Below are 18,981 nucleotides of genomic sequence, written 5' to 3' on the forward strand. Positions count from 1 at the left end.
GTGGCGCGAAACGGGATGCCGTCCGCCGTTATACGCCCAATGCTCGCAGGAGCGCGGGAACGTCGCTCTTGACCACGAGCGCCAGCAGACTTTCGGACTCCTTGCCGGAATGCGACAGGGCGATTGCGGTTGGCGCGACGCCGTGTTCGCCGCTGAACATCGACCAGGCTTGGACCGCAGTCAGTGTGCGAGGAGCGAGCTTCACCGCGTCGCCTGGTTCGCGATAGTCGAGAACGTCAGCAATCGGGGCATCTTCGATGATTGCCCCTGCATCGTCGTAGCCGCTGGCGATCCATCGAGTGAAGGCGTTGGTGGTGATCAGGGAGAGGGACCCGTTCGGCATGCGGACCGGCGATTGGGAGAAGTCGTTCGGAAGCGCGACCTCCTTGATGAACTCACGGACGCTCTGTTCGCTGCTTAGCGTGCGCGGTGGTTTCGGACGAAGAATGTCCAGGACTCGCGGTGGGCGAACGAGCAGATCGAGCTGCGTTTCAATGCTCGCGACGACATCGATGCGTGGATCCGCGATCGGACTTGGATTGCCTCTTCGGGGAGTGTGGACGATCACGTTTCGTAGTTCCGCCCACTTGAGAAGCATCTCGCGCTGCATCGGCGTGAGATCGCGAGACTGGCGAACGAGTTGCGCGAACGGCGTGTATCGATCTGCTTTCGCCAGCCGTGCGAGCTCGTCCTCGATCCCGTTGAAGGCGTCGAGGAATCGATCAGCGTTAGTCAGCTCGTCGCTCGCTACATTCGGACGCTCGTCATCGACTGAGGCGGTCACAGCGTGACAGCTCCGGACCGCGAGAGCACATCGCTGAGCTGCGGCTGCTCGCCCGCGCATAGCAATTCCATCGCTGCGCCGACTATCGCCGCCCTCCGCTGAAGGAATGCATCGAAGTCCGGCTTGACCGACGCGGCCAGTGCCGCAGCAGCGTCAGTGGGCGAGTAGGGCCCCGCATCATGGAGTTCGTCGGAGGGGACGAGGTGAGTGCCGAGCCTTTCCGCAATTGCTTGCGAGGTTGGGGCAGCCGCTGAACGAGCTTCGAGGTACGCGACTGGATCCATCCGACCGATGGTCCGATTGGTCTTCCACGTGATCAACGCACAGTTCAGTGCCAAGTAACTGTCGATCCCTGCATCCTGTAGCAACTTGTCCGGGAACAGGTGGTGATATTCGCGAGTCCCGACGTTGCGCGCGGTGAGGATCGAGTCGTCAGCGAAGTCACGCGCGCCGAAGCTGTTCGCTGCTGCCAATACTGCGCGGCTGAGGCTGCTCCGTCCTTTCGGCCAGCGGGCGGCCATGAGCTGCTGAGGAGTGGGCAGCGGATACTGAACGGGATCGAACACTGGCGCGTTCGCGCCTCCGGAACCGTTGGGTCCAGTCGTGGACGCTGCCGACGCGAGGGGCCGGTAGTCCGCATACGCGCGAGTCGCCGCCGCGCCGTCATAGCGTGAGGTGAAGAACGAACGCCACAGGTAGGACCTGCAGAGGTGCTCGACTGAGCCTCGAGCATCTCCGTGGATTGGTGCCCGGGCAAGGATGGCGGCGACCACAGGGAACGGAATCGCCGTGGGTAGACGCTCCGAATCCCAGATGTTCATGCGGCTGAGCAGGTCCGCAGTGGCGGCGAGCCCGACGCCGATCGCGCTCCAGTCGGCGATCAGTTGCTCGGCATCGAGCGAGTAGAAGCCTCCGCGGTTGGGCGCCTTGTCCTGAAGCAGTGCCGCTGTCTGCAGCGCGAGTTCTTCGGTACCGCCGAAACGAGCAACCTCCGGATGCCGTGAGCGCAGATCCGCAACGAGTTCGTGCAGTCGCTCGCCTGTGTGATTCTCGACCTCGGCGACGACGATGTCGTAAGGCTTTAGAGGCTTGCTGTTCGTGTTCATGTTCACGAACACATCGAGCGCGACGTCTTTCGGCGTGGTTGCCGGAAGGCTCAAGTAGGGGAGTCGGTAGTGGCGGATCGTCTCGCGAAGAGGCGCGATCACGACGTCTTTGAGGAGTTTTCGTCTCGCTTCGTACGTCTCCATCGCGGCGAGCACTTGCTGGACATCGGTGGCTTGCGCCGACGGCCGAAGGGAAGCCGTGGCCTCGTCGATCCATTGGTCTGGCCCCGACTCATCCTGAGGATCGAGCAGTCGGAACGGAATCAGCCCACGTCGGGCTGTTTGCGCAGGATCGTCAGCCCAGCGCGGCATCCTGTTGCCGGCAGAGTTCTTCCATGTCTTGTACGACCACACTCCGACTTCGTGATCGTCGTTGGTTGGGTCGTCGTCGATGGTTGGGACATGGACGAAGAATGTCCAGTCCTCGTAGTTGTCCTTGAGCGCGCGCCAGAGAGCGGTGAGTCGCTGCTGACCATCGAGCAGATGTTCCGACACCTTGACGGTCCGCGAGGGGGCGGTGGCGAGCGGACGGGAGTGGAACTTCTCCTCGTCACCAACCTCAAGGACCAGCGTGATCCCGAGCGGGAGATCGCGAACGATCGTCCTGAGCATGGACTCGATTCGCTTTCGATCCCATGCCTCTGCGCTGAAAGCTCGGGAGCACCAGTCGACCCGAGTCGATCTCCGACAGCCACTGCTGGATGGGTCGATCGAGTGCTTTGCTCCCGGTGCTCACCCGCCTGAGCCTAGCGGCACCTCAACGGCCGACGAATTGCGCGAATCGCTCAGAGAGTAGGTCGCGCGCCGGCCGTGAATTGTGATTGGTCGGTACGCGGATTCGGCGTCCGTGCATGTCCTGCAAGCCGTGGCGGAGCATGGGTCCGTCGATCTCGTCGAGGAGGCCGCGATCGATTCGAACCTCGTAGTCGGCTGTGATGCCGAGCAAGGAGCGGTCGTACGCCGCGTGGTGAATCTTGCACATCGCGAGCCCATTTGTCACATGGGGGACTCCGTGAGACTCCTTGTCAGCGATGATGTGTGCCGCATCGAGGAGCTCTGGATGCTTGAGATCACAGACTGTGCACGCGCTCGCGTACGCGCGGAGAACGCGCGCTCGAAAGAGCGGCTGATGCAAGCGAGTGCGTACGACCGAATCTGCGTATCTGCGCTGGTCGTCCGAATACTGGAGCGGATCGCCGAGGAATCCGAGTCCCTGGTCGAGGGGGAACCGCACCTTGCGTTCCACGGCGTCGTTCTCGGCGATCACGATTGGGTAGTAGGGAAAGTAGAACCCCTCGCGGACGGCACGAAAGTAGACAAGGGGAGCCCGCAGCTCAAAGGCGCGGATGAGTTTCAGGTTGTCGCCCGCCTCTTGGTCGCGGTACGAGTACTCGATCCAGCCGTTCTCGTCTTCGAAGTCGCGGTACTTGTTCTTCTTCCATCCCGACATGATTGAAAGGGTCGATCGGAATGTCGCAGGGTTTCGAATCCCCCTTCCTGTATCGAGGAGTGGGATCCGCTCGCCAAGGAACGAGTAGTTCAACAGTTCCGCACGGCTGATCTCGTATCCACCTCTACCGATGAACGCGGCGTCCAACCACCGGAATACGTCGTTCCGAATCGCCTGCTCTTCTTCGAAGGTTCTCATCCACGTCCTCTCCGCGCGAGTCGCTCGATCGCATCCGCGACAGCAATCGGCGACTCATGTTCCCAGAATCTCGCGACAATCCATCCGGCCGCAGACAGCCGAGAGTCCGCGTCGCGGTCGCGGGCGACGTTTGCTGCGAGTTTGGGTCCCCAGTAGTCGGCGTTACGTTTCGGCGCGGTCCCGTGGATTGGGCACGCGTGCCAGAAGCATCCGTCGATGAAGACCGCGATCCGCGCGCGTGTGAAGACGACGTCAGCCCGGCGCCGGATACCCGGGACGGGTGCGAAGTCGACCCGGTACCGCAAGCCTCGCGAGTGCAGTTCGTGCCGCACGGCGAGTTCTGTCGACGTGTCGCGACGCTTGTTCGCGAGCATCGACTTCCTTGTCCCGTCGGACGAAGCCCAGGATGCTGTTTCCGCCATTCTCAACCCAGGTCGGTGATCGCCCCGTGCTCCCAGAGCTTCGTGAAGCGCTGCCGCATGCGCGAAGCGAACTCGGCGTCGTGGATGATCACGCCGGCTTCCAGATTGCGCTCTGCACCTGCGATCGACAAGTTCGCGCTGGTGACGAATGCGCTCCGCGAATCGACGATCACGACCTTCGAGTGCTGCGCTGAGTACCCACCGTCGGGGTGCACATAGGTCCAGAACCGCGCTCCGGTGAGCTTCTGCCGCAGCATCTCGGCTGTCTGTCCGTGCTTGATCTTGGAGTCGACGAGCAGCGTTGTGCGAACCCCGCGGGCGATCGCGCGCCACAGGGCCCTCACGAACTCGGAATCGGGCGTTGCCGAGAACGTCGAGGCGAAGACTTCCTCCTTGGCATCGTCGATGAGGTGCGCGATCGCAGATGTCGTGTGGTCGCCGTCCCCATCGAACGTCGGGCCGCTCCACACTGGGCGGAGATCGGTCCCATTCGCCTGCGCGGCAGCGGCGAATCCACGGAGCACCGCGGCGAGCACAGCACCGCCGAGCGCATCGAAGGCGCCCTTAAGCGGAACCAGCGCCGGTGACCCCGGCGGTAGTTTCTCGAGGGCCTTCCTCAGCCGCCCGTCGATTTCGAGACTGGATGCCACCTTCAGCGCAGCAGCGGGGGCCAGCAGTCGTCCGAGTTCGACGAACGGATCGGCCATCAGCTCGCGCTCGCCGTGATGCCCGCGAGAAGCGGCTTTACATCCCACGATCCTGCGTGGAGGTCGAGAACGAACCGCCGATCGAGGAAGCGATTCGCGCGCTCGCAGGAGGTTTCCGACAGGAACGTGCAGAAGTGGCAGGCCGCTCCATGCAGGAAGTCCTCCTGATTCCTCGGCACGCGGTGCGCGCAGATGGGATCGGACGAGCAGCGGTCCGCGCGGTGCAGCGCCTCGTGCATGACGGACTCGAGTCGTTCGGTTCGGGCGAGGTCGACGAGCCCGCCGAGCGTTCCCTCACTGTCGGGCGATGTCGTCGTGATGAGGATGCCCGCGGCAGGATCTCGTCCCTCCGACGCCCGCCACGCGTAGATGCGCTCCGAAAGCGAGGCCGAACCGTACCCGCTCGACATCGCCATCTCGCGAATGAGCATGTGCGAGAGCGAATGCAGGGCCCAGTACCGCGGAGGGGGCATGCGGTCATCCGCGCTCACGGCGACGGCGGTGCTGCTCTGGCGACGCTCGAGGTTGCGTTCGTGCGCGGCGCAATGAGCCGCCCACACATCGCTCGTGAGAACACCTGCCTCCCAGGTATCGACGACGGACTCGTCGAAGCGGATGAACACGCCCTCACCGCGATCCTCGGTCGCGGGCACCCATTTCGGCTTGCCGGACAGCGCGATCGGCGCGATACGCGTCGCGTCGTCGCCCACCCGGTCGAGTGCGTCGATGCGGGTGAATCCGATGAACGCGTTCGCCTTGCGAATGCGGTCGACCGCCACCACGTTGCTGATCGCGGTGCGCAGCGTCGTTGCGGCCTGAACGGGATGCACCTTGAATCCGTTGCGTCGGTCCTCAGCGAGGAACTCCTTCGGATGCGTCAGCGTCTCCCACTCGGGCGCGAGCAGGTAGTTCGGGTCGTATCCCACCGGCCCGGCGACATCGGGCGTCAGCGGCGGGAGGTCGCCGCGTGCGATTTGAACGGCGGTCCAGAGATCTTCGTCCGAGATCCCCGCGAACCTATCGGTGATGCTCTCCGAAGCCCACATCCTCCAGCCTGAGACGTTCGCGAGCGACGTCAGCTTCGCCACCTGCGCCGGCGGCAGCCCCAGCACCTCGGCTACCGTATCGGCCGGCTGGGGCGCCTTGCGCGACGGCAGCACGAGCACGCTGATCGTCGCGGGGAACCACTGATTCGCGGCTCCGAGCAGCATCAGCCGCACTTCGCCCTGGCACGGCTTGTCCGCGGGTGCGTAGGACGGCAGATGAGGATGCCGCCCGCGACAGTTCGGCAGCGAGTCCTCCCCACCCGCGCGCGTCAGCTCCACGATGTTCCGCGAGGTGTTGCACACCACGCACTTGATCGACACCTGCGGGCCGAGGTTGGAGCGCCATTCCAGCATCCGCATCTTCGGCTGTGCCACGCATTCGACGCGGTGCCCGTCTGCGCCGTGCACCCAATCAACGTAGGGGAACTCGTCGAGGTGACCGTTCGTGCACGCGATGAGGTACCGTGCCGGCACGGCGACGCGGTCACGTCCCTTTCCGCCGGTGTACCGACCCTTGCACCCCTTGTGGACGAAGCGTGCCATGTCGGGCCGGTGCTTGCGCGTGTTCTCGAACTCGAACGTGTTACCCGTCGACACCGGTGCGAGCAGATCGCAGCCGGTGCACCGCAGCCACTGCGGGAAGATCCGCGTCGGGATGCCGATGGGCGTGGAGTCTCCGCCGAGTTCGTCCGGGAGCCACGGAGGCTGCCGGAGCTCGCCGACCTGCTGACCGAGCTGGCGGCGCACCGCCTCGATGAGTCGCGGGACGAGAACGAGCGTCGGCTCCCCGCCCATCCGCGTATAGGCCTTCTCCCACGCGTCGATGCCTTGGGGCATCACCGCGATCTGCGGGAGGTCGACGGTCGCACCGATGCCCGACGTGTAGAGCATCGCGCTCGGGCGGATGGATCCCACGCGTGCACGATTCTTCGGTTGGCCGGCACCTGAGTACGGGTCGGCGACATCGCCGGCGACGCCGACCGTGGCCTCGTCCACCGCCTCGGCGCCGGGAGCAGTCGTGCTTTCGGTCACTTCGCGTCCTTCTTCGTCTTCGCAGTGAACGTCCATCCCGGCGTCGTTGCACTCGCCGGTTCTGACAGCTTGCCCGGGAAGGGCGAGACGAGCAGGTCGATCTCCGGCTGCACTTCTCGCATCGAGTTCGCGACTTGGAACAATCGATCGCCTTCCTCGCCGATGGAGTCTTCCGGACTGATCAGCAGTGGCTCGACGGTCTGCTGGGGAAGGCTCTTCTTCGAGTACGTAAGCGCGCCTGACGTCTGAGTCGCTCGGTCGGTCCACTTGTCGAGTCGCAGCACGAGCTTGCTCTTCATGCTGGACGCGGCCTGCTGATCGGCCGCTTGAGCAACCCTCGCGACGAGCTTGTCGACCAAGGCGTCGACCGTTGCTCGGCGCGCGACGATCCGCCCGGCGCCTGCGTTCGCTTCCGCGGACAACGAAGTATCGCTAGGGACCCTGGCGTCGATCACTCGAGCCGCGGAGACGATGAGACCGGTAAGCCCGCGTTCGAGCGCGGCCTCGGAGAACGGTGTCACCGAGAGCGCTTCGACGTTCGCGTAGAACGTGTCGTGGTAGTGCTCGAATTGCTCGTAGTGGGCCATGTCGCGGGGTCGCGCGCGATTCGCGAGCGTGACGACCAGACCAGGCTTCGCGCCGTCACGACCGACGCGCGAAGACGCCTGGATGTACTCCGCAGTGTTCTTCGGTTGACCCACGATCATCATGAGTCCAAGGCGGGGCACGTCGACGCCCACTTGGAGCATGGATGTCGCGAGCACGACGTCGTACGGCAGCTCCCGCGGGGCGAGCTCTTCGCCCGCCTTCAGCTTCGCCGCAATCACGGCGCGCCCGACGGTGGTGTCGGTCTCGGAGTCGAACGGAGATGCCAGGTGGGTCAGTGTCTTGCCGATCTCGGATGACGAGATACGGGATGTCAGCTCGCCCAGCTTCAGCGGAGTCCGCCGGCGCGGATACCCGGAGTCCTTGTCCGGGTTGCTGACACGCGTCGTGACATCGTCTTCGAGGTAACGGCGCATGCCGGCGAGCTCGCGAGTCGCGGAGAAGTAGTCCACGAGCGTCAGGTACGGCTCCGCCGCAGCGCCGCGCTCGTCGAACAGCTTCTGGCCGGCGAGGAGAAGGATCTCACTGAGACGGATCTCGGCGAGTGTCAGCCGTGCCCCATGGAGGCACACGCCGAGGTACCGACGACCGGGTGCCTCGGCGAGCGGGACCTCCTTGGAGAAGAACGTGTCGGTGACGCTGAGCACCTGCGGCGGAAACACCTCCACGTCCCGCGCGTACAGCCGCTGCACTTGTTCGGCGGCCTTCCGCACGGTCGCTGTGGAGGCGATGACGAGGGGCTTCACCGGCTTCGGGCCGCCGGCGGAGCCGAGCTCCCAGCCCGACAGGACGTCGATCGCGCCTTCGAAGAGACCCACGGCGGTGCCGAGCGCTCCGGTGATGAGGTGCAGCTCGTCCTGGATGATGAGGTCGGGCGGGCGCAGCCGGCCGACCGTGGTGACCTGCGTGGCGGGGTAGGTGCGTCCATTCGCGGTCTTCGCATTGTGGGAATCAGCGCCGCACACGCTCCCGTCGGTGTCGAGGTGCTTGTAACCGTGCCGCGGACACTTCTTCGCGACATACCCGAACAAGCTCGCCGCCTCGCCCTCCCGCGCCAGGCGAGCGAACTTGTCGACGGTGGCGAGGAGGAACGTTGGCGGATGCCGGTAGATTTCGTCGTCGACGGTGAGAACAGGCAGGCCGACCTCGGCAGATCCGCCGGCGGCGAAGGGGCACCGTGAACGCCGATCACCGCAGTAGACGCGGATGCGTTTTGCAACGTCGTCGGCTTCGACGTTCGCCTTTGGATTGATCGCCGTTCCACACCAGGGGCAGTGGTCGAACTGGAGCACGGTAAGCCCGTACGCGGAGCTGCCGTCCCGCTCCCGTACATCTTTCACCTGCTCGGCCGCTTCGGAGTAGCGCTTCGGGCTGACGCTCGAGCCGACCCAAAGGCCGATCGTGAACGGCGCCGACCCCCACGTCGCCGGGTCTTCGCGGCGGACGACCTCTGCCGCACACATCAGGGTTGTGGCGCGCAGGAATTGCTGCGACGTGAGGAGGCGCAGCGTGTACCGCATTAGCACGGCGACACCGTCGCCGCCATCGAGGAGACCTTCGGGTGTCTCGACTTTGCCCTGCAGACGCCGGATGCCGAACGTGAAGGCGGCGAGGCCGAGGTAAGCCTCTGTCTTGCCACCACCGGTGGGGAAGAAGAGCAGCTCGGCTCGGGCGAAGTCCGTGGACCGTCGGACATGCGTCGGATCGACGACCGCGGGGAGCTGCATCAGGATGAACGCTAGCTGGAACGCACGCCAGGATGCGGCCTTCTCGCCGCGTCCGTTGACCTCAGCGACGGCGTCGGCGATCGACATGTCCTTTTGCGCGATACGCAGTGCCGAGACCTGCGAGCGGAGACGTTGGTCGCGCATCGTGCGGTTCATGAACCAGAACGCGCGCTGCGCCCGCTCGTTCGAGACGAGCAGGCCCAGACCTGCGCGGAGGCGAGTCAGTGCGGCTGCACCATCACCGAGCCCGATGCGGCCCTGCTCGCGCAGCCATTTCGGAAGTGTTTCGTTCTCAGCCTCGCGCTCGTCGAGCCAGGCAGAGTACCCGTCGATGAGCGGGTTCAGGCCCGCCTCGAGCTCTTCGGGCGATGCCTCCATGAGCGCTCGCATGCTGAGCACCGCATTCGCGACCGTCGGCGCCTGGGTCTGCGGAACCTCGGCCGTGGGCAACCAGGTCGTTCTGACCGCCGTCGCACGACGATTGTCCGTTTCGGAGAGATCCCATTCGACGGAGGCAGTACGCCCGACGGCGAACTCGAGACGGTCTCGGTACAGCAGGTCGAGGCGCCGCACCTCGGGGTCGCGGGATCCGCGGTCGGCGATCATCGCGTCACGAGCGGGGAGGAAAACGGCGTCACCGTTCGGCGCCGTGACCTCAAGCTCCGCCTGGAACATCCAGAGCCGGGGTGGGAGTTCGCGCCCGGTGACGGCCGTGTTGAGGAGCGCTGCTTCCACGACGCGGCGTCCGTCGAAGTCGAAGACCTCTACGGCGATCTCCACGTCGCCCGTAAGCGGAGTTCGCTTCGACTCGCCCGATTCGATCGCAGAGATGTCGACCTCTGTTGGCTCCGCCAAGGCGGTCCGGTCGTAGTACGTCTGTGTCTTGCCCTGTTCGTCGGCCTCGCGGCGTGATTCGTACTTTCCCCATCGGGCGGTGAATCGGAGCTGACCGGTGCCCGCCGGCACCTGGAACCGAATGCCCATCGACGACGGCGCGATGATCTTCGACTCTGGACCACGGTCCTCGTCAGGCTCGCTTGGAGAGGCTTCACCAATCATCTCGTCTTCGTCGGCGGGAACACCTCGCACCTCACGAGCGGTCGTGAGATCCGCAACGGCCAGCGAATCGTTCGACCGGACGTCGTCCAACGTCTTGGCTTTCGCGCTGGCCGGACTGCTGGCAGCATCGGCACTGCCGTCGAGGAGCGAGATCGGGGCGAGCGCGCCAGCGAGGTAGCGAGCGCGAGGCGTACCCACGATCGTCTCGTTGGGCCCGTCCCAGGGGCCGACGAGATCGCGCGCGATCAAGTCGACGAGTTCTTCACGGACCTGAGCCGAAGAGGTCACGGAATCGCCGGCCATTAGAACATCGCTCCTTCGGGTGCAGCGGATTCTTCAACGCTATTGCCCGCCTTAGCCTTCTTCGCGGGTGCGGCTTCGGCTTCGAGCTTCGCGCGTCGACGGTTTTCCTCAAGCAGGCGGTCGAGAATCTCTGCGCGGGCCGCGGGGCTAACAGTCCATCGTTCCATTTGGCGGTAGGAGTGGAACCCATGCTGAAGTGGAATGTCGGTCCAGCCATATGCATCGGAAACTGCTGCGTCGACCTCCGCGTGCGTAGACCGGATGAGGTCGATATCAGGATCGTCTTGAACCACGCAGTCGTTCACCAGGTTATAGAGGTCGGTCACTCCGAGGTGCCTTCGAGTCATAACTGCCCGGCGTTCCCTATCCAGCCTTTCTCCGATCAGACGAAGGCGTTCGTTGACGGGAGGAAATGGAAACGTTCGAAAGCTACGCGCAATTGAGTATCGGAGCCCACGCCCGAACGTCGTCGCGTACTTGATTGCCCAGAGTTGATGCTGTGTCGATGCGAGAATCGCGAGATCTGCAAAATCATCCGTGGCGACGATGGGAGCGGTTTGGTCGATCACCTGTTTCGTCGAAACGCGCTGGAAAGCCATCGCGTTCGAGGTAAGAGTGATCGCAAGCACCGTGTCGAGGTGGCTAATTGCGCGTTGCATTCCTGATGCGCGTTCAGCGTACTGCCACCACCGTTCGGCACGGGCTTTGCGAATCACAAAGTCCCCATTTTGGTCTCGTCGTTGCCGCTCAGGCTTGACCGCTTTCAGAATTTGGTTGTATGGAGCGACGAATCTCGCGGCCCGCTCCTCTGGCCAGTCGAAGAAATTGATTACCCAACGTCCGGCCGCGGAGCGTGGGTCCGAGTTCAGATCATCTCCAATGAGATACGGGAAGATGACCTCGCGGTTGCGCTCGTCGACCTCAAACATCTGCAACGCCTCGGTGTCGTTCAGGACAAATCCCTTGCCGAGAATATATGGACCGATGAAAGACAAGCCGAGATTGCTTTGAAGTACTGATGGGTCCCCGGCATCCGGGTCCTGGTCGTCGAGCAGTGTCGAAATGTGGTCGACGACGGCGTCGTCGAGGACGGGTCTAGTCGACGGGGCAGGTGTCGAGAGCCAGACCGCCGCGAACTCGAGATTCGCGCCACGTGCTGGCCAGCGGCGGCTACGAATGGCGCGGTAGATGCGGCGACGATCGGGGACGAGCGCATCGAGCCCAACCCCACGAGTATCGCCCTGCGCAATCGTATTCGTTGCCAAGAGACCGACTGTGCTGGCAGGGGCGTCCTTCGTCAGCGCGACCGAACGGAGGAAGAAGTAGGCGCAGAGGTCGGCATTGCCGCGGTTGCCGCCCGCGACCGCATTAACGTAGAGATCACGAACGTTTACGCCCTGGGCGCCGGTAATTCGTCCGCCACCGCGAAACGGGGGATTTCCAATGACGGCATCGAATCCCCCGTGGGCGTGTATGACGTCGGGGGCTTCGAGGATCCAGTGGACGGGTTTCCAGCGCGCTTCACCCGTGTCAACCGTGGGTGTGAGGCCGGTGGCGATGATCGCGTCGAGTTCGGCGCGGTCTGGCGTCATGTCGTCGGTAGGGTAGGCGGCGCGAAGAGCGTCGGCGAGGTCATCGTATCTCTCGTCGAGTCTCTTTCCAGGCTTCCCGCCTTCGAGGAGGCCGGCGGCGATGATGCCGTCGGCGACGTCGCGGAGCTTTGCAGTGACACGCGCGGACTGCGCGAGGAGCGCTTGCTTCATTTTGGTCGAGCGCATCCGGTCGGCGTCGTCCACCTGTCCGGAGGCGAGCTCGCGTCGTATGCGGGCGGCGTCTTCGAGGTCCTTGTCGACGTCGAACCAGAGCAGCTGCTCGCGGCCATGCCGACGGTCGGGGTAGATGTGCTGGGCCTTGAGTTGCTCTTCCGTGGTGACGCCGAGGAGGGAGTTGCCGTGGAAAACGCGGTCGTCGACGAACGAGAACGGCTTGCCGGGATCCATGGAGATGAGCCAGAGCGAGAGCTTGCACATTTCCACGGCCATGCCGTTGATGTCGGCGCCGTAGAGGCAGCGGGCCACGATCTCACGGACTGCCCACCGTTTCAGGTCGGACTCGCGGGTCCCATCGAGCCCTTCGTGCGCGCGTGCTTCGATGAGTCGGTCGGCGAGGTAGCGGGCGGCGGCGACGAGGAACGCGCCGGAGCCGGCGGCGATATCCGCGATCTTCAGGTCGAGAATTTCCGCCGACGACTTGAGCTTCCACTCGCTCCGGTTCTCGGTGTCGAGCGGGCCGGGGGAGTAGACGAGCGGTTCGAGTGCGTGCAGCACGACCTCTTCGGCGAGAGACCGCGGGGTGTAATGGGTTCCGGTGTTCGCGCGCTGCGGCGACTCGGTCATCACCAGTCCGTCCGCGGGCACGACATAGGGGAACCCGCGCAGGTCGTTGCGGATCAGCCCGTAGAACGGCTGCAGACGCTCAGCGAGCACATCCTCGCCGAGGAGTGCGTGACGCAGTCGGGTCCGAGCGTTCGCCGCGGCAACCGCATCGTCAATGCCAAAGGCTTTCGCGATCTGGTTCGCGGTCTGCGGCTTCGCGTGTTCCTGCGTCTTCTTCAGACGCTCAATGAGAAGCTTCGCGAAGTCGGCGGGGGACGACGTGGCATCGGCGATGTCCTCGAGCTCGGTGAGTGCGATCTCGGGTTCGAATCCGCCTTTACCGTTGAGACCGACGGTTACGTCGGGAACATATGCGGCGGAGTAGCCGAGCAGGCCCTCGTAGACGTATCCGATCTGCTCGACGTCAAGGTCGCGGAACGACAGCTGCATCGCGCCGTCTTCGATCGTCTGCACAGCGCGCAGGACCGCGAGCATCGCGCGGTCTGTGAGACGTACCCGCAGGCGACCCTGCTGGTCGGTGGCGTGCAGCCACGGGAAGCGAGCTGGATCGAACAGGGAACCGCCGTAGGCAGGCATCCGCATGTCTTGGAACGACGCCCCGCCGAAGACGGCGCTGCTCGCGGCGAGGAGGCGATGCCACGTCTCCCAGGAGTGGTCGAGTGCTTCCTCAGATGTCTCGGTCTTATCATGCTGCAGTTGCTCGCGGACGCGCGCGATCGCATACGACGACCGGTACAGGTCGTGCTCCGGCAACAGCCCGCGTTCCTCCGCGAAGAGGAGAAACACGATCCGCATAAGCACCGTGACGGCGCCCTCGTAGACGGCCTTCGGATCCTCCGGCAACGGGGACGGCTCACCCTGCGCGAGAGCACGCAGGTGCGTGTCGGACATGGACTGGAGCACGAGCTCGACGGCACGGCGCACCTGATCGCCGAGCGCCTCCGTTATCTCCTCCGCGCTGGCGACGCTCTTCGCGAAGACCAGCGGCAGACGCTTCTCCGGGGCGCCACCCGCAATGGAGGTGAAGCTCGCGAGTGCGAGGAAGGCGTCGCGGCTGGGCCGCTCCTCCCTCCAAAGCAGTGCGTCCCACACACCGCTGGCCGTCGTGACGTCCTTCGCGGCCGATACCAGCGCCCACCATCGGCCGTCGGTGACGATGCCGATCGTCACGCCAGTCTCCCGCAGCAGCACAGCCATCCGGTCGATCGCGTTCGCCGACCAACCGTCGACCCCCGTCGAGCGGAGATCGTCGGTGCGGTCCACGACGGTCACGAGCGCCTCGGGCTTGCCCTCTCGTGGGAGCGCAGCCCACGGTGCGACCGTGACCGCACCGTTCGGTGACTCCGCGGCGAGGCCGGCGGGGGAGAGCCGCAGGTCGTCGGACCAGTCGAGCAAGCGTCGAAGCACGACTCCCACCCAGCGGTCCCGCGCAGCTTCGTGCGCCTCCGGGGATGCGGACCACGCAGCCGACCAGCGGACGAACTCGTCCACGAAGACCGTGCTCGTGTCATCGGCATCCGGACGGGGGAGCCCTGACGGGTAGAACGACTTCAGCGCCGCCTTCGAGAGGAACGGTCCATCGTGGTCGATGAGCGACAACCACTCCCACACATCAACGGGCACTAGCGGACTCCAGCTTTTCGGCGTCTTCGGGGGTCAGCGCGAACACAAGGGCAGCGACGAAGGTGTGCGGCTGCACATCGCGGTAGCGGCGCTCCACAGCATCGCGCTCGGCATGCAGTTCATCTTCGAGGTGCGACAGGCGGGTGCGAACGCGGGCGAGATCGGTGTCGCGTTGCTTCTTCTCTTCGGGCAGTTGGAAGAGGGCTTCCTCCCCGGCACGGCGGGCCTCCTCAGCTGCGGCGATCGTGCTCTCCAGCGTCGAACGGAAGTTGTCGAAGATCGCATCGACGCTCTTGAGGTCCGCATTGCGCCGCTCTTGAAGCTCCACTTCAACGCCGCTCTTCAGCCGCTCCGCACGGTTCTGGATGGCAGCGCTCACGCGATTTCGGATCCCGTCCAGGGCCTCGTGCTCCTGGTTCCAGTCGGCAGCGAGTGCCGAGAGAACTCGTTCGCTCGGTTGCCTCAGACGCGTGCCATCGAGGGCGGATGCGAGCAGATCTTCGGCCTTCTCGATCCCGAGCTCCTGCCGACGCGAGACGCGTGTGCCGGCGAGGAAGACCTCCTCGTGGAGGCGCGTGCCGCCTTCGCCGACCAGGACGAGCCGAGCGACCCCGGCGGCGAAAGACGTGTCGAGACCGTCGACGATGACCGCGCTGATACCGCGGACCTGATCCGTGCGAGTCCAGACCTGGCCGCGCAGCTCCCGCGCAGCGCGCTGAATGAGCGGATGCCCGAGGTGGGCGTAGACGACGTCGGTCTGGTGGCGGGCCCGTTCCTCGTCGAACGTGATCGGGCGCAGCACGCCAGGTGCAAGGCGGGTGTCGAGCCCGGCGAGCGCGGGCACCCACGTGCGCGAAAGCCCAGGCGGTACCTGGAAGAGGCGCGCCTCCTCGCGCGGGTCATCGACCTCGACGGGCTGTGGTTGACCGGAGATGCGCAGTCCTTGCTCGAAGACGCGCAGGAGGTTGCCTTCGTGGAGGTGCATCCGGTCGCGAGATGCTCCAAGACGCTCCGCGAGGCGGGTGAGGTTCTGACCGAGTGCGTGCTCGGCCTGAAGCACGCGGTTGATCACCTGCTCGCCGGCATCCTTCTGGGGCTTTCGCGCCGGGCCCTCGCCGAACCCGAGCTCGCGCTGAAGGTCTGGCGCGATGATCTCGTTCGACGAGACGCCGTCGTGCTCGGAGTTCGCGATCTTGCTCGCCAGCCTCGCGAGTAGATCGTTGTCTTTCGCGTAGTCGGTCGTGTTCTGCTTCGCGGCGCGGGGATGCCAAACGAGAGGCGGCTCGTTCTGTCCATAGCGATCGATGCGACCGATGCGCTGCTCGAGCCGGTTGGGGTTGAACGGGATGTCGAAACTCACCAGACGGTGACAGTACGTCTGCAGGTCGATACCCTCGCCCGCCGCATCCGTCGCCAACAGGATCCGCACCGGTTCAAGACGGGGAGGCGCTGTGAATCGCGCACGGATCTCCTCCCGGGTCTCGGCATCCGTTCCCCCGTTGATGATCGCGAGGCGTTCTCCGCCGAGTCCGCGCGATTCGAGCACATCGCGCAACCATTCGAGGGTGCTGACGTACTCGGTGAACACCACGATGCGCTCCTCGCCCCATCCATGTCCCGGAACGAGCAGCTCACCCTCGATGAGCCTGAGGAGGGCGTCGAGCTTGGAGTCGGGGCGACCGTCGTACCGCTGGCCCCAGGTTATGAGGTCTTCGAGGTCTGCGATGTCATCGGCGGTCAAGGCGACCTGCGCGCGCTTCGCCGTGCGCAGCGCCTCGAGCTCGGGCTGTTCCGCCCGACCCTCCTCTTCATCGGAGGCCTCGTCGCCGAGGATGTCGTCGTAGTCGGGCAGCTGCACGTCCTCGTCGCCGCGCGCGTCCAGATAGGCCTGTGCGGTCGACGCGAACGCGACCGGTGACGAGAAGAAGCGCTTCTTCAGGATGATCGTCGCGAGGTCCGACGCACGCTTGCCTCGTTCCTGCTTGATGGCGGTGTTCCTTCGCCGGGTGAACGCGATGAGCCTGTCGTACGCGTCCGACTCGTCAGGCGTCGGGTCGAACCACAACGCCTTCACAGATCTCGGAAGGAAGCCCTCGTCGGGCAGGTCGCGCTTCAAACGACGAACCGCGACCTGCTGCAGTGCCTTCTCGTCGAGATCGGCACCGCGCGCGAACCGCTGCGGGTCGACCATCTCGAGGAGCGCAGTGAATGACTCGGTGTATCCGTTGTGCGGTGTTGCACTGAGGAACAGACGGTGCTCGCAGAGTTCCGCGAGGCGTCGCACCGCCGTCGTCCGCTGGCTGTCGATCGCGTACCGCGGCCTGTCCGATGACGAACGGGTCGGAGCCGACGGCGCAACGTGGTGGGCCTCGTCGACGACGAGGATGTCGAACGCCCGACGCTCGGCGGTACGAGCATCCTTCACGCTCGCGTAGACCTCTTCGAGCATGCGCTCAGCGCGTGGTGAAGGAAGCCACGACATCGAGACGATCACGCGCGGATAGACGCGGAACGGATTCGCGTGCACGCCGAAGGTGCGACGAAATGTCTTCATTGCTTCGGAGTTGACGATCTCGAAGTGGAGGCCGAACTTGTCGCGCAGCTCCTCCTGCCACTTGATCACGAGGCCCGCCGGGCAGACGACTATGACCGAGCGTGCGCGGTGCCGTAGGAGGAGTTCCTGGATCACCAGGCCCGCTTCAATGGTTTTTCCCAGGCCGACGTCGTCGGCGAGGAGCATGTTGGCACGGGGTGAGTCGATGGCACGACGGAGGGGCTCGAGTTGGTAGGCCTCGACGGACGCGCTGCTGCGGAACGGTGCCTGAAGGGTTCTCGGGTCGGCGCTCGTGAGCGCTCCCCACCGGAGGGCGTCGACGTAGGCGGCGAACGTCGTCGGGTCGTCGAACTGGTCGGACTGGATCGTGGTCGGCAGACCCTGCTCGTGAACGACGCTCCGGCCGGGCTCGAGCTCCCAGATGACCGTGAGCTCTCGGCCGTAGTGGTCCTCTTCGATCGACTGCATCGTCACCGCGTGCTGGAGCTCAGCTCGCCCGTCGTCTGCGCTGCTGCGCGGGAGTGACTGCGCGGTCACGTCGGTGACCGACCATCGCGCTCCGCGCACATTCACCAGGCTGCCGATTTCCGGTACCTCTGCGATACCTGTCGCCGCGTCGTCAATCACGCTCGAGCTCATCCTCAAGTCCCCATTCGCCATTCCCCAGAGCAAAGCCTTCCAGTATGTCGGCTACCGCCGACACGTCAAGCTGGCAGGGCGACTCGTTCGGTCCTGTCCTCTGTCGACGCACTCGCGTGCGACAGATACGCACCGATGAGCGATGCCGCCAGCGCCGGTGGAACAGCGTTCCCGATCATCGTTGCGAGTGCGCTGCGGGTCGGGCACGACGAGAAGTCGAAGTAATCCGGGAACCCCTGGATGCGGGCTGCCTCGTGCGCGGTCAAGGCTCGGGCACGCTCCGGGTGCATGTAGCGACCTTGCCCGATACTGCCGAAGCCGCTCGTTATCGTCTGAGCTGGCTCATCCCACTTGAGTCGCCCGTACATCGACTTGTACGAGTGGTTGCCCTGGTGGCAGGCGGGGCGCAGCTCGTTCGGGAGGTCGTACTCGTTGCGGTCGAGCAGGTACTGCATGCGCTCGCGATTCGGTCCTTTCGCCTGAGGTGGGCGATCCATCGGATCATCGCTCACGATGTCGACGAGGTCGCCGATCGCCCACCGTAAGTCTCGGCGGGTGTCCGATCCGATGGATTCGAAAAGTGACGTCGGGAGAACGCGACCTTCCGCGGCGATGGCAAGCAGGATGTGGCGACGACGACTCTGCGCGACCCCCAACGCGTCGAGATCTACGACGGCTTCAGCTACCTCGTAGCCCAGGTTGGTGAGATGCCGCGTCGCTCGTGCAACAACACCTTCGCCGTCATGTCGGTCGTTCCGTACGGCGGGCACGTTTTCGATGAGGACGACGGTCGGCCGGAGCACCTCTGCGGCGCGAACCATGCGAAGGTACAGAGCGTTCTTGTCGTCGACGCGCCGCGTGTGGTTGTTGAGATTGCTGTGCCCCTGGCAAGGAGGTCCGCCTAGAAGGACATCGATGGCACCGGCAGATGCTTTCGTCCGCTTCTCGGTGAGCGTGATCGGGGCGCCGAGCTCGCCGTCGAAGAACGCCTCGACCGGTTCGGACTCCACCTGCTCAGCGAATGGGAAGTTCCGACTGTAGACCTCGGCGGCGAGCGGCTCGAAGTCGACCGCGAGCGCGATCTCCAGCTTTCGTTCGTTCGCGGCCGCGGCCTGTGCCGCGCCCAACGTAAGCCCACCACACCCGGCGAACAGGTCGACGATACGAAGCGGTTCAGATCCTGCATCGAACGGTGGTCTCGTGCGAACGCGAAGTCGGTGGGAGGGAGTGACAGAAGGCATCTCGTGAATCACTCTAGTAATGCGGACGACACGGCACGGGAGTGTCGTGTCGCGCCGATACGATGACGATTCCGGCACCGCAGAGAAA

General features: G+C 64.8%; 10 protein-coding genes. All 10 read right to left on the reverse strand.

Annotation, left to right across the window (positions count from 1 at the left end):
* Nucleotides 1–28 precede the first annotated feature (28 nt).
* The 10 genes from ACFQ7C_RS14985 to ACFQ7C_RS15030 are packed head-to-tail and all read right to left on the reverse strand — an operon-like array spanning nucleotide 29 to nucleotide 18,893.
* On the reverse strand, nucleotides 29–784 hold the full coding sequence (locus ACFQ7C_RS14985) for a hypothetical protein (protein ID WP_378902715.1): 756 nt from the start codon (nucleotides 782–784) through the stop codon (nucleotides 29–31).
* Nucleotides 781–2,601, reverse strand: a complete 1,821-nt coding sequence (locus ACFQ7C_RS14990; protein ID WP_378902888.1) for a DUF262 domain-containing protein — start codon at nucleotides 2,599–2,601, stop codon at nucleotides 781–783. Before ACFQ7C_RS14990 ends, ACFQ7C_RS14985 begins: the two co-directional genes overlap by 4 nt.
* Nucleotides 2,602–2,647: 46 nt before the next feature.
* Nucleotides 2,648–3,538: an HNH endonuclease gene (locus ACFQ7C_RS14995; protein ID WP_378902718.1), complete on the reverse strand. Its 891-nt coding sequence runs from the start codon at nucleotides 3,536–3,538 to the stop codon at nucleotides 2,648–2,650.
* A complete protein-coding gene (locus tag ACFQ7C_RS15000) occupies nucleotides 3,535–3,960 on the reverse strand; it encodes a very short patch repair endonuclease (protein ID WP_378902721.1) in 426 nt (141 codons plus the stop codon). Before ACFQ7C_RS15000 ends, ACFQ7C_RS14995 begins: the two co-directional genes overlap by 4 nt.
* Nucleotides 3,961–3,962: 2 nt before the next feature.
* Nucleotides 3,963–4,667 (reverse strand): DISARM system phospholipase D-like protein DrmC, encoded by a 705-nt coding sequence (drmC, locus tag ACFQ7C_RS15005; protein ID WP_378902724.1) that lies wholly within the window; start codon nucleotides 4,665–4,667, stop codon nucleotides 3,963–3,965.
* Nucleotides 4,667–6,745 (reverse strand): DrmB family protein, encoded by a 2,079-nt coding sequence (gene drmB, locus ACFQ7C_RS15010; protein ID WP_378902727.1) that lies wholly within the window; start codon nucleotides 6,743–6,745, stop codon nucleotides 4,667–4,669. Before drmB ends, drmC begins: the two co-directional genes overlap by 1 nt.
* Nucleotides 6,742–10,440, reverse strand: coding sequence for a DISARM system helicase DrmA (drmA, locus tag ACFQ7C_RS15015; protein WP_378902730.1), 3,699 nt, complete (start codon nucleotides 10,438–10,440; stop codon nucleotides 6,742–6,744). Before drmA ends, drmB begins: the two co-directional genes overlap by 4 nt.
* Nucleotides 10,440–14,459, reverse strand: a complete 4,020-nt coding sequence (locus ACFQ7C_RS15020; protein ID WP_378902733.1) for an Eco57I restriction-modification methylase domain-containing protein — start codon at nucleotides 14,457–14,459, stop codon at nucleotides 10,440–10,442. The genes drmA and ACFQ7C_RS15020 overlap by 1 nt, the downstream gene beginning before the upstream one ends.
* Entirely contained in the window at nucleotides 14,449–17,673 is a 3,225-nt protein-coding gene (drmD, locus tag ACFQ7C_RS15025) for a DISARM system SNF2-like helicase DrmD (protein ID WP_378902736.1), read from the reverse strand. Before drmD ends, ACFQ7C_RS15020 begins: the two co-directional genes overlap by 11 nt.
* A 44-nt stretch (nucleotides 17,674–17,717) precedes the next feature.
* Nucleotides 17,718–18,893 carry a DNA cytosine methyltransferase gene (locus ACFQ7C_RS15030; protein WP_378902739.1) on the reverse strand — a complete coding sequence of 392 codons (1,176 nt, stop codon included), beginning with the start codon at nucleotides 18,891–18,893 and terminating at the stop codon, nucleotides 17,718–17,720.
* Between the last annotated feature and the right edge of the window lie 88 nt (nucleotides 18,894–18,981).

Source organism: Microbacterium sp. NPDC056569 (assembly GCF_042793475.1).
GTDB lineage: Bacteria > Actinomycetota > Actinomycetes > Actinomycetales > Microbacteriaceae > Microbacterium.